This window comes from Desulfoluna spongiiphila, assembly GCF_900101345.1.
GTDB lineage: Bacteria > Desulfobacterota > Desulfobacteria > Desulfobacterales > Desulfolunaceae > Desulfoluna > Desulfoluna spongiiphila.
In genome coordinates this window covers 532,655-544,785 of sequence record NZ_FMUX01000002.1, presented here as the reverse complement: position 1 = coordinate 544,785, position 12,131 = coordinate 532,655, and the positions used below count along the sequence as shown (strand labels likewise).

The 12,131-nt window shown below is 53.2% G+C and carries 10 protein-coding genes and 1 riboswitch; of the genes, 3 read left to right on the top strand and 7 right to left on the bottom strand.

Annotation, left to right across the window (positions count from 1 at the left end; translation table 11 throughout):
• Nucleotides 1-241: 241 nt before the first annotated feature.
• Entirely contained in the window at nt 242-2,695 is a 2,454-nt protein-coding gene (locus BLQ12_RS05325) for a fibronectin type III domain-containing protein (protein ID WP_139163858.1), read from the bottom strand.
• A gap of 533 nt (nt 2,696-3,228) precedes the next feature.
• On the opposite strand from BLQ12_RS05325, the gene BLQ12_RS05320 reads away from it, so the two are divergent.
• From BLQ12_RS05320 to BLQ12_RS05310, 3 genes are all read left to right on the top strand, one after another.
• Complete coding sequence (locus BLQ12_RS05320; protein ID WP_092209027.1) at nt 3,229-3,711, top strand: pyridoxamine 5'-phosphate oxidase family protein; 483 nt, start codon at nt 3,229-3,231, stop codon at nt 3,709-3,711.
• Nucleotides 3,712-4,019: 308 nt separating this feature from the next.
• Nucleotides 4,020-4,799: a hypothetical protein gene (locus BLQ12_RS05315; protein WP_092208981.1), complete on the top strand. Its 780-nt coding sequence runs from the start codon at nt 4,020-4,022 to the stop codon at nt 4,797-4,799.
• A 760-nt stretch (nt 4,800-5,559) separates the two neighbouring features.
• Nucleotides 5,560-8,559, top strand: a complete 3,000-nt coding sequence (locus BLQ12_RS05310) for an autotransporter outer membrane beta-barrel domain-containing protein (RefSeq protein WP_092208979.1) — start codon at nt 5,560-5,562, stop codon at nt 8,557-8,559.
• Nucleotides 8,560-8,647: 88 nt separating this feature from the next.
• Here the strand turns inward: BLQ12_RS05310 and BLQ12_RS05305 are convergent, their stop codons facing one another.
• The 6 genes from BLQ12_RS05305 to BLQ12_RS05280 form a co-directional block, all read right to left on the bottom strand.
• On the bottom strand, nt 8,648-9,175 hold the full coding sequence (locus BLQ12_RS05305; protein WP_092208977.1) for a PEP-CTERM sorting domain-containing protein: 528 nt from the start codon (nt 9,173-9,175) through the stop codon (nt 8,648-8,650).
• 26 nt (nt 9,176-9,201) lie between these two features.
• A riboswitch (cyclic di-GMP riboswitch) is annotated at nt 9,202-9,279 on the bottom strand.
• A 165-nt stretch (nt 9,280-9,444) separates the two neighbouring features.
• Entirely contained in the window at nt 9,445-10,512 is a 1,068-nt protein-coding gene (locus BLQ12_RS05300; RefSeq protein WP_092208975.1) for a GTP pyrophosphokinase, read from the bottom strand.
• 272 nt (nt 10,513-10,784) lie between these two features.
• Nucleotides 10,785-10,976, bottom strand: coding sequence for a DUF1737 domain-containing protein (locus tag BLQ12_RS05295; RefSeq protein WP_092209026.1), 192 nt, complete (start codon nt 10,974-10,976; stop codon nt 10,785-10,787).
• A gap of 86 nt (nt 10,977-11,062) precedes the next feature.
• Nucleotides 11,063-11,272, bottom strand: a complete 210-nt coding sequence (locus tag BLQ12_RS05290; protein WP_092208973.1) for a hypothetical protein — start codon at nt 11,270-11,272, stop codon at nt 11,063-11,065.
• 81 nt (nt 11,273-11,353) lie between these two features.
• On the bottom strand, nt 11,354-11,677 hold the full coding sequence (locus BLQ12_RS05285) for a hypothetical protein (protein WP_175469515.1): 324 nt from the start codon (nt 11,675-11,677) through the stop codon (nt 11,354-11,356).
• Between the two features lie 93 nt (nt 11,678-11,770).
• Entirely contained in the window at nt 11,771-12,085 is a 315-nt protein-coding gene (locus tag BLQ12_RS05280) for a hypothetical protein (RefSeq protein ID WP_139163857.1), read from the bottom strand.
• Between the last annotated feature and the right edge of the window lie 46 nt (nt 12,086-12,131).

Here is a 12,131-nt window from a genome sequence, read left to right as displayed (position 1 = left end):
TTCAGCTCAAAAAAACAGCCTCCGGCGGCAAGGTGTGCCACCTTGAAAGCAGGTTGCGGATGCGTTTTGCCCCTCGTTCCTCGGGTCAAATCACATCCGCCTTTAAAGTAAAAATTCATTCAAAAAGATTTTTTAAAACCTGTTTGTTAAACTTTTTAAAAGTTTAGCCCCCGGCAGGGCCGACGGAGGCATAAGCTGAATAGTTACAAAAAGTAATTTAATGCACAGCCTCCTCTCCATCTCACTCCTCAACAATAATCGCAACGGTTTCGCTGGCGTCCTGGTCCCCGTCGCTGACAGAGAATTCCATGCGGTGAATGCCTGTGTCCCCCGGCCCCGGCCGCCATTGAAACAGGCCGGTTGCAGGGGTAAAAGTGGCGCCGTCTGGAAGGCCTGTCGCCGAAAAATGAAGGCTGTCCCCGCGATCGGGGTCTGTGGCGCTGAGGGTGAACTGAACAAGGCCTCCGACCGAAACCCGCCTCGCCCCAGTGGACTCAAGCAAAGGGGGCTGATTGTCCGCCATGGGCCTGGCCGGGCGAAAGGATTTTTCAGAATGGCTGTTGGTGTTGCCGAAGGCATCGGTGGAGAAGATGCGATAGACATAGGAACCACATTCAGAAGCACCCGTGAGATCTGTGATGGATAGGGCGTGGGTTCTGGTGAGGCTGGAATCGCTTACCTCCTGATCATCATGGTACTCCGCGCCATATTTAATCCTGCTTGTGGTGGGTTCATCCGTTTTCCAGTGAACCGTGACGCTGGTTTCCGTGGTATCGGTGAGGTGGATATCCGTGATGAGGGGCACCCTGGTGTCGGGGCCGGACAGGGTGGACACCGAAAGCGGCTGGCTGACAAGGCTCTTGTTGTTCCGGGAATCAAAAGCCACCACCGTGTAGCGATAGGTCGCATCGGGGTTTACCCTGTCGTCTGTGCAGGTCGGAACGATGGCGGTATCTATGGGGTGCCCGTCCCGATAGACAATGTAGCCGGCAAGGTGGTGGTTGTCCACGGCGGCTTCCCAGGTAAGAGTCACCTCTTCTGATGTGACCGATGTGGCGGCAAGATTGGATGGTGGTGAGGGCGGGATGGTGTCTGCAACGCTCTCCCCGGGGGAGACCTTGAAGACGTGGGCAATGGGTTTGCCCGGACTGAAATACCCCTCCACATCCAGTTCAAGAACATAAAGAAGGTTGTGCTCCCGGTCGTACCCGACCCCACCCAAAGATTTGCCGCGGGTACGGATATCCTGAACAGAAAGACCCATGTTGGCCGTGAACAGGAGGTCCTGAGCATTAAAAACGGCATAGGGCTGAACATCACCCGGGGAGAGGGTGCCCTCTGCCACATGGGCGATGAGCACCGGATCATAGAAGAGCAAAGCGCCATAGTCCGGGCAGGCGTGGTACCCTTTGCTGATTGAGTAATCGTCGGGCTGGGGGGCTCCATAGGTCCAGAGGCCACCGGCCCTCTCCCGGACCCCTCTTTTGCCGGCAACAACGACAGCAGACCGGTCCCCTGCCGTCAGCCAGGCCCCATCGACCCAATCATCACTGAAGCCCATTCCCCGAACCGGGTGCTCGCTGGTGTGCTTGAGCAGCTCGATGGCGCCAAGCTGGCAGCCGTCTGCAGGCGGGTTGCCGTCGTTCCACGGGCCGAACACATAGAGTGCGGGCCCCCAGCTTCCGTTGTTGGGCGTCCTGTATCTGCCCCCTGCAAGGTATTTCCCCGGGGTATGGGTATCTGCCCAGGAAACCGGAACATCAAAAAGGTACTTGCTTGTGGACGCCGCCGGAAAATCCCCCAGGCGCCACATGCCGTGGCTCTGTGGTGCGGAAAGATCGAGCTCCGCCCATCCGTGGTAAGGATCATCTTCGTGGGGCATATAGTACTCATAAAGGGTCCAGTACAGCTTATCCGAGTCCTGGCTCCCCTGCCTGGGATAATACTGAATATCCACCAGGGTTGTGCCGTTGAGCCCAAGGGTCTGGCGGCCTTCCGTGATATCTGCAAAGGGTTGGAGCGTGGTTGCCCGGGGCAGGTCGTCCAGGTTTTTGTCAGGTGAAATGACCGGGACCGGAATGGAAAATTCGGAGACATGGTTTGTGTAGGTGTGGCTTATGCTGAAAAGTGATCCGGGAAACCCGTCAGCCTCTCCTCCGAAATCTCCTTCGGGGTAAAATGTCATGCCATGGCCGCCACCGTCCCACCGGGCCATGGGTTCGTCTTCGCCATGCCCATCGGGAAGCTTGAACGCCCCCAGATAGAGAAGATCATGCTCGGGCAGAAGGCAACTGTATGGCGACTCCTTCAAGCTAAAATTTGCAGTGATGGTGCTGGCCTTCGAGACTGTTATCGTAATGCTCGATTCCGTGCTGAACGCCGGAATATCCCCACTCCATCCACCAAAAACTGACCCCTCATCCACAACGGATGTGAGTGTGACCGTGGACATCTTCTCCACCTCCGTCCGGCAAACACCCTGGCAGTCAAGGATGCCGGGATCACAGGCGATATGGCCGGAGCCGTCTCCTGCTTTGATGAGGGTCAGGGTGGGGATGGGGTCTGGTGTGGGCGTCGGGGCATGGGTGGAGGAATGTGATACCTGCGCCGGCTCATCGCTGCCGGAAGAGCCACAGGAAGGAAGGATAAAAAGTGCAGGCATGCAGAGCAATAGAGAGATCAACAGTCTAGACATATACGGCTCCTGGAGTCGATGTCGCGATAAAGTGAGAAGTCTTTGCTTGAGATACCACAACATATGCAAAACCGCGAACAAGGTCAAACGACAACATCCTGATAGATCGGAATAAAACAATTCAAAAAAGCACCTGAACGAGTGATATCCTTATGCATTCAAAAAAATACAGGGTAGTATTTTAGCAGCTCCTCCCGAGGGGATATATCGCGACCTTTATTTAGTATCGCGAACAAGTAAACCGATAATCAAGCAACACACCTGACAACATGTCATGTCCGATTTCCTCACCCCTCGGGCGAGCCCAGTCCACCCATCGTCGTCTTCACATCTCTTTTTTGAGGCCAGGGAACAGGCAGCATGTGCTTTCACTTTTCTATTCCTGCCACCCAAGCCCCTCCTTTTTTTCACCATAGACCTTTTGGCAGGAACAAAGTCGGTGTATGCTTTCCATTACCCGGAAAAAGAAACGACGCAGATTCCCGCCCCATGGGGACGGGAGTCCAGACACAAAAAACCATAAGGACGATCAGATGTTCAGAGAAATGAAACGTGGGAAAAAGAGATTAAGCGACGAGGGCACCCAGGCGATTCTTGAGGCCGGAGATTACGGCATCCTCTCCACTGTGGGTGAAGACGGCACCCCGTACGGGATTCCCTTGAACTATGTGTTCCATGACGGGCGGATCATTTTTCATTGCGCCCCGTCCGGGCACAAACTGGACAACATCGCCCATTGCTCCCGGGTCTCCTTCTGCGTGGTGGCCCAGGCCGATATCGTGCCGGAAAAATTCACCACCCGGTTCCAGAGCGTCGTGGCCTTCGGCACGGCCCGTATCCTGGAGGGAGACGAGAAAAAAGAGGGGCTCCTGACCCTTGTCCGAAGGCTCTGCCCCGACCATATCCCCGCCGGGGAGACCTACATCAATAACGCCTGGGACAAGACCACGGTGGTGGCCGTGGACATCGCTCACCTCTCCGGCAAGGCCGCCCCGGGCCCCGGTGGTCGGGAATAAGCCGACCTTGACGCTACACAGTTGCTAAGCGCGTCCAAATTCCGTATACTTTGGATCAATTATACCCACACCGCCCGCCTTTTCCGCCCCTTCCCGGGGTCCGGGACAAGGGCGGTCCCTGACCTTTCCGCCCGCACCGTCCTGAGACTCACCCAACAAGGGCCCATGCCCGGCAGGAGCCGATCTGCACGCCCTGCCAGCCTTTTCACAGCCATACCAGCCTGTTTCCGGCATGCACTGAATCTGTCATGCCCCCGTTTTATGATTGCGGATTCCCTAACCTTCATTCATTGAAAAAGGAAAGCGCCATGACGTTACTCAAAAAAAGTTGTGTACGAACCCTGGCCCTGTTGATTTTTTTCTTTGTGAGCTCAACCTCGGGAGTTGCGGCAGAAAGCGAGCTCCTGCCCCTGGATTCGTTCAACCTCACTCCAGAGCAGATGGAGCTCATTGAGGACACCATTGAAGAGTACATCATCAAAAAGCATGAAATGATGACGGAAATCGAGGCCAAGTTCTCGGAGCTCACCACCGTGCTTCGCCAGGAGGAACAGGTAACCACAAGCCGTCAGGAGAAAAAAACAGCAAGAAACGTCAACAGACTGGTCACCGACATCAGCAAACTCTACGGCAAAATGATCCGAACCAAGGTGGAGTATATCCTTAAGGTCAAAAACGTCCTCACCGAGGACCAGCGATTCCGCCTGGTTCACAGCCTGGAATTCGAGGATCATTATTCAGACCGGGCCTTTCCTTCCCAGGTGCGCCTGGATGACCTCATCGACCTGCTGGGCCTCACCGACAAGCAAGTCAAAGAGATCATCCGAAACAGAACCCAGATGATGGTCAATGAATTGAAAATTGAGCGGGATATCCAGATCAAGGTCATTGACCTCGGAGCCGAGTTGATAAATGAAGAGGTCAACAGTGATAAGGTGGACAAGATCCTTCTGGACATCACCGACCTGGGGACCAAGCTCATCGACAACAAGGTCAAGTACAAATTGAAATCCAAGGATGTCCTGACCACGCCCCAAAAGAAACAACTGCTGCACATGATCCTCCTTACCAGGGGATCGGCAAGCTAAAGGAAAAAAAGGGACACACCCAAGGAAGTCCTCTTCCGATTCAGCAGGAAGGTGTCCCCCCATTTTTACGCGCAGCCTTAGCCCGGACATTTCAAAAAAAAGTAATTCAAGGGTTTCGCTTCGATTCCCTCACCCTTGTGGCGATCCGGATGCATTCCTCTGCTGCGTTATCAGAGATCGGAGGTAAGCGGTTACGCCTGCAACTCTGAGGCCTTGCTTATAAGCGCACCCGACTCGTGAAATATTCACGTCAAAACCATATCCAAACAGAATGAGGGGGGGGGCTCCGACCTCCCCTCTTTTTGTTTTTGCTCCCTCCCTATAATACCCGCCTAATTTTCATATTCACTAAATCCATCTCTACGAAAAGCTGAAGACACATGACAATGTGACCTCATCGCCCTCATTTCTATTTATTATATTTAAAATATGAGATATGCAGAAATATCTTACAATGACAAACGATCTTTATACCGGATCAGGGTGCAAACGCGGTTAGATTTCGAACCTATAAGAATCACTTCTTCACGTTTCGATACTAACGAGGGCAAAAATAACACCCGCATGAACATCGTGGTCCGCTTGCAAGCCGAGACGTGCTCGCCGGTTGCCTGACATCATTTCACGTCATGTTGCCTTGGGCCGAACCTCCCAAAGGTTTTGCACCTCAGTGCGTAACAAGGGGGGAAAGGTATGTACTTACATGGCGAAATACTTTTTGTTCTGACAGACAATGTAACTGCCGGGGAGCGGTCAATAAATGAGGACATCAACAAAAAGCAAGGTCGATTTCGTTCAATGCGTCAGCATAGTGCTGGGTATCATCATGCTGGCTGCAGGAAGCGCATCGGCAGCAGACATCACCATAACGGGTGACGCCGGGCCCCAGACCCTTACAGAAACCCAGAACATCATCGTCAAAAGCGGGGGTTCGGTAAGCAGTGATGCGCTTGGTATCCCCGCCATCAACGGCAGTACTACCAATCAAGGAGGCAATGTCATCACCGTTGAAAGCAATGCCTCGGTCACTGCCTCGGAAACGGTAAACAACATACAGACAATCAGACTCTATGGAACCCTCACCGACGACACAAAAATCGGCCTTGCAGGGGGTGGTTCCTTATCACAGGGGGCTTCCAACATTCTTAATCTGCAAGCAGGATCCCTGGTATCGACACAGGCATCAAACGGAGCTGTCGAAGTCGGCTCAAATAACCTGGTCACTGCTTCGGGCACCATTCAGACCACAAAAAACGGTAGCGACTGCATTATTGTCAGGGCCAACAACAACGACATCACCGCCACCGGTGACTTTTCCACGGTGCTAAACAGCTCCGACGGCATCTGGGGGGGAACCGCCTCAAACAACCTGGTCCGCTTTTCAGGGACCATCCACACAACCGGCGATACTTCCGACGGCATCGATTTCAGCGAAGGGAACGAAAACGCCCTGTTCGTCTCCGGTTCCATCACGACAACCGGCCTGGGGTCGGATGGCCTGGAGGTCGGGTCCCACAGCACCCTCACCGTCACCGGTGCCCTTGAAAGCACAGGGGAGTCTTCCCACGGAATCTATGCCTACCTTGAAGGCAACATTTCCCATATTTCAGGGAGCATCTCAGCCACCGGCATCAACGCCCATGCCATCCACTCCGGGCAAGCCGGTTACTCCGGTGAAAGCAACATCTATCACCTCCTCAGCGGCGCGAGCCTCACCGGCGGCATCCACAATGCCGACTCAGACGACAACGCCACCTCATACCTCACCTTCGGGTATGCCAAAGACAGCACAGGTCAAGCCATCCTCACCCAGGCCGACCACGGGTTTGCCCTGACCGTGACGGACAGCATCACATCGGACTCTTCCGGCAGCTGGGACGGCTATTTTGCAGGCGGCACCACCACCCTTGACGGGGACACCAACGCGTTTCACACCATCAATGTGGGGGGAGACACCTTTGCCCCGCTCACCCTCTTTGCCGGTGAGGTGACCGAAACCGACATTGCACGGATCAGCGGAGCCGCGGCCACCTTGAACGTCTCCAAAGCCATCACCACAGATGGAGACATTCATGTGGGGACCGGCAGTGTATACACCCTTTCGGGCACCCACACGCACAGCGGGGCGGCTCCGACCCTTGACGGCACCCTCACACTTCAGGGCGGAACCTTTCTTTCGGACAACGGGTTTGGCTCTCTGGGAGCCGGCGGGATGGTACGGGGCTCGGGTACGATGGACCTCAAGGGTACCACCTGGACAACCGGGGGCAACGGCGGCAGCATCCGGGCAGACGGCGCGCTGGTCATTGCAAACGGCGATCTTGTTGTCTCTGCAAAGGACACGGCAGCGGTGGGGATCGCACCCGACGGCAACACGTCCAGCATCACGGTTGCCAGCACGGCTGATTTTACCGGGGCCACGGTCTCGGTGGACGCTGCGGGCGGGGTACCCAACACCGACTACGAGTTGATTCAAGCCGGTACACTGACCCTGGCAGAAGGGGACGTGACATTTTCGGATAACTCCGGGATCTTCGATTTCATTTTTTCAGTCGAGAACAACACACTCACCGTCACCACCGGTGATACGCAATTCGCAGCCATTGCAGCGGCCATGGCCCCGGCACACCTCCCCTTCGCAACAATCCTCGACAATACCTACACCAGCCACTCTGCGGAACTGCAGGGCGTGTATCAAGGGTTGGCCATGCTCCCCACAACATCGGACGTGAGCCAGGCCATGATCGAGCTACAACCCGTCACCAACACCACGGCATTGATCCATGCCGGTGTTCAGCACACCAACATGGCCATGGGATACCTGTTCGATACCTTTCGCATACCGGCTTTCCCGGGGGGCAACGACGAAGCAGACACACGCCCTGGGGCAGGCACGGAAAACAACATGGCCCCAATCCCCACTACGGGATGGCGGGCCTTCGCAGGGCTGTACGGCGGATTTGGAGACCAGGATGGGGAACAGGGCCTTGTCGGCTACGACTATGACTGGCACGGCCTCCTTTGCGGGGGAGAGTACACCCTGTCCCCACAGGCACGCATCGGCCTTCTGCTGGGATATGCCAAAGGGGACAGCGACCTTGATGGTGGCGGCGGAAGCAGCGAGGACGAGATGTATCGATTCGGTCCCTACGCCAGCATCTCCAAAGACATCTTCTTCTTTGACACCGCAGCAACCTTCGGCGTGCACAATATAGACACATGGCGCGACATCGGGTTTCTCGACACCCGAATCACCGGCGATCGAACGGCCCATGACTTCAGCTGGCTCAACCGCATTGGCTGTGACATGGTCTTTGGAAACAAGATGACCCTCACGCCCAGCTACATCCTGACGTACACGAGGGTCTCGGATTCCCACTACACCGAAGATGAGGACCCCTCAGGGGCACACCTGATGGTGGACACCGATACCAGCGACTCCCTCGTCCATGAATTAAATCTGAAAGCAGGTATCCTCTTGCATCTTGATGACCACATAGTCTTCCATCCAGAGGCATGGTGCGGCTGGCAATATGAACAGCTCGATCCCGGCGGAGAAGTGACTGCGGCCTTTGCGGCCATGCCTTCGGAGCACTGGTCCCTCAATGCACTGGAACCTGACGACAACCGGGTGCGTATCGGCGCATCGGCAACGATGCACATCGATGGACGCCATTCCTTCGTGGCCAGGTATGACCGGGTGTTTCGGGATGACGGGTATGACGCCTCCGTGAGCCTGGGCATCAACATCCAACTATAGCCTTATCCCGATACCGTAGACACGACCCAAACAAAAGGGCAGGCGAAACAAACACATCGCCTGCCCTTCGGCTGTACACAGATATTGCTTATTTCATCATGCTCTTTTTTCTTAAACCCATAACCCCAAGAAGCCCAATGGCAAGCAGAAAGAACGTTGCGGGCTCGGGAACGGGCGCACCGGAAACGGGCTCAACAGCAGAAAACTCCGCATAGGCCCCGCCATAGTCAAAGCCGTCAGCCATTGCCGTCACGAAGAACGTCAGTGTGTGGGTACCGGCGGTAAGGAACAGGTCGTTGTACAGACCATGGAAATACCCGCTTCCGTCCACATAGGTCTCGTCCCAGGCCACCTCGGCACCATCAACATAAAAAGCGAACTCATCGCCGGGTGCAAACGCATCCCAGGCTGTGGCCACAGCCATGCTGGAATCTTCGGCCACGGTAATAGACCACTCGTCCTGACTCGAATCCTGGTCGATACTGTCGATCTGGCCCAACCCACCGGTCCAGGCAAAATACCCGGTCCAGCCTTGGGTGGGGTCGATGGTTGTCGCCCCCAGAGGACCGGCCAAAGCAAACACCAAAAAGCATAACATACATAAAATTTTTCTCATTTTCTGCAGTCCTTTGCTTTTGCGGCAAGAGCAACCCGGCCATCTCCCCATGAGACCCGTGGGCTTTCCGTCCCCGACTCACATCGGGTTTGGCTTTTTCTTGTATTGACCGCCAGATTAGCAAAAAACATACCACCAACATGTAGCGAATCAAGCAAAACGCTTGCACCACATATGGAACATTACGGGCAGGTTTAGGGAATTCAGGTTATAGCATGGCAGGAATGATGTAATGGATTACATCATTTGGTGGGCAGGCCCTTTGCTCTTTATGGATTCGCGTCAAGCCATTCGTCAAAGGATTTTCTGGCAGCGTTTGCAAGGACCCTTCGAAAGGTTGTTTTGTTTCCCAGATACAGGCAATGCCGAATGACGGAATAGGGATTAAACCCTTCGGTCTGGTTCTTTTTTATAGAATAATCGTTGTAGGCTTTTACTTTGGTAATATTTTTGTTTATCAGCTTATGAAATTTCGCCCGCGTTATCCCCGGACACAACTCATGGACATTTTGCACAAACCCATCCACTTTATGGGTTTCAAACTCGTAGTTACTGAAAAAATGACCGCTGATCCTAAGAAAGTTGAACGCGTTGAGTTCATAGACATTTTTGTTCTTTTTCGCTTTTTGTTCAGGTTCGGCATCAGACGTGGGGGAAGGGATGTCTTCCTTACTGGCCTTTTCAATCTCGGCAAGGGTGGCGTCCCTTATCTCTCGGAATTCACTGTCTGCCAATTCGAAAAGGGCAGAGAGAACATTGATTCGTCTTTTAAGATGCTGCGGAATTGATTTTTTGTATTTGATTTTGTGGTCAAGGGCACTCCAGGAATCCTGGATAATGGTTCGTATTTGAATTTCAAAATTAAATTCACTGTACGGTTTGTATTCAGGAAGGTTTCGCCTGTCCTCGTTTAACCGTAAATCCACGTGAAGCCCTTTGTAGCCAAAAGAGTCTTCAGTACTCTCCAATTCAGCGATTTTATCCGTCACGTCAATCACATCGAAGTGTTCATTGAGCATGTCTGATAATTTTTCTATATCGTCTTGATACAGACACACCACCCTTAACCCTATCAAATCCGTTATGTATTCTTTTATTTCATAGGGCGTTTCTGTTTCTTCGAGCTTGGAACGATATTTACGCGAAAATTTCTTAATGCACTCTTCTTTATGTTTCACACGCCCGTAGACGGTTGAACCCGTGAGGGAAGACTCGTTTGTTATCAGGGCTTTTACCAACGTGGCAAATGATTTTCTTGCCTCATCGAGTATCAGAAAATTCTGGTCGTAATATGCTCTGAAGGCTTTTTTTTCTTTTTCAAAATCGAGTGAAGGCATTGAACAATCCTTGTGCTTATATAGACACGGCAAACCGAGTAGCGAGGGGACCTCTTGCCCCACCGGCCCCTCTCAAAAATAAATACCGATCAAATTGAAATCCACAGTGTCTTATCAAAACACAAAATCCCGGACATGAATAGCCGATACTTCACAGGGAATGAACAGGTTCGCCTAACGTCCCTCCCCGCATACATATCGACAAGGTGGGGCTGGGGGTCACCGACACCTTGTATGATAACAGACTGAACACGACTCGTGAAATATCCGGGCTAAGGCGAAACCTTTTCATGCCGTTTTTCCGGCAACACAACCGCTTGAGCAACAATGACATCTTTGCCGTTGTATCTGACTGACGGAGCCCCATACAGCCTGTATCCCTCGTCAATGAACGATGAAACCCTCTCACAGAAACCGGCATCGTCCTTACCGGTAATCAGGCGGTAATTTAATCTCTTATCCATTGCCTGGGTCCAATGCGTTGGGTTGGAGATCAGCAATTCTGACGGTGCCATGGCACGGGGCAACAGCGCAGCCCGCTAAAAGGCCCTTACGGTTCATGCCACTCCCGGTTGTACTGCTCATAGGTGGGGAGGTCCTGCCCCGGTGATGGGTCATGACGTTGATCCATTTCCTGCATTTGCCTGGAGCTTTCGTACATGCCGCGCAACACATTGTCACCGGTACTTTCGCTTGTCGCGCAGGCGCACATAAACCCCATAAGCCCCACCACAGCAACACATCGCAATGCAAATTTCAAGGTCGCCTCCTTACGGTCCGGGTTGTCAGAAAATAACGACGGGGTCACATGTCACTGAGTAAGGGAGTCTTAACTCGAAGATCAGGCGGAATTATCCCCGGCGTCTTCTTCTGTGGTTTGCAAAACCGAGCCATTAACCAGATTGCTTGTGTGGCTCTTTAATTCAATACCTTTATACAGAGTAATAGCTATAATAATTGCCCCGAACAAGGCAAAGAAAGTACCAGGGGCTGCTTTTTTTACAACCAGCTTGGTATCACCAAACTCCGTTTCAAGCTCGCCAGCGTTGCCCCAGATATTGGCCATAAAGAGGCGAAACCCCAAATACGCAAAGAGGCTCCCCACCAGGAGAGAGGACAGTTTGTATAGTGTAACCGAAAGAACAATAAATGAATTTGAACTCATACCAACCCCATGGGTATCACATAGCCTTCATCACCTGATAACGAACCAGGTGGCGTCATCTTTTCCCGGAGGGCCATGGAGCACCCCGCCGCCTCAGTCCTTCAGGAACGTCTCGTTTTCAATCCGTATCTTTTTCAGCAGAACAGCTGCGTCGTTTTTTCCCAGGAGTTGCTCGAGGTGCCCTCTGGACTCTTCAAGCAACCCGTCAAAGAAACGGCGCCTTTCACTTGCGGGTTTTTTCGCCACCTCGGACCATTCGGAGTATGCGCTCTTTTCTATGGCTGCCTTCGCCGCAAAACGAAACGCTCCCTTGATGGCCAATTCATCAATCTCCGGGAAACTGCTTTTCGCAATGGTAGCGAACACCTTGATTTTTTCTTCCTGTTTCTTGCTGCCGATGGTGGCCATTTCGTCCTCCCTGTTGCTGTCTCGTGGGCGGCTTTTGCGCAGAGCG

Coding starts and splice junctions, on each gene's coding strand:
- BLQ12_RS05295 (WP_092209026.1), bottom strand. CDS start 10,976: ATGGATAAGAGATTAAATTACCGCCTGATTACCGGTAAGGACGATGCC.
- BLQ12_RS05320 (WP_092209027.1), top strand. CDS start 3,229: ATGTTCAGAGAAATGAAACGTGGGAAAAAGAGATTAAGCGACGAGGGC.
- BLQ12_RS05285 (WP_175469515.1), bottom strand. CDS start 11,677: ATGAGTTCAAATTCATTTATTGTTCTTTCGGTTACACTATACAAACTG.
- BLQ12_RS05280 (WP_139163857.1), bottom strand. CDS start 12,085: ATGGCCACCATCGGCAGCAAGAAACAGGAAGAAAAAATCAAGGTGTTC.
- BLQ12_RS05315 (WP_092208981.1), top strand. CDS start 4,020: ATGACGTTACTCAAAAAAAGTTGTGTACGAACCCTGGCCCTGTTGATT.
- BLQ12_RS05325 (WP_139163858.1), bottom strand. CDS start 2,695: ATGTCTAGACTGTTGATCTCTCTATTGCTCTGCATGCCTGCACTTTTT.
- BLQ12_RS05305 (WP_092208977.1), bottom strand. CDS start 9,175: ATGAGAAAAATTTTATGTATGTTATGCTTTTTGGTGTTTGCTTTGGCC.
- BLQ12_RS05300 (WP_092208975.1), bottom strand. CDS start 10,512: ATGCCTTCACTCGATTTTGAAAAAGAAAAAAAAGCCTTCAGAGCATAT.
- BLQ12_RS05310 (WP_092208979.1), top strand. CDS start 5,560: ATGAGGACATCAACAAAAAGCAAGGTCGATTTCGTTCAATGCGTCAGC.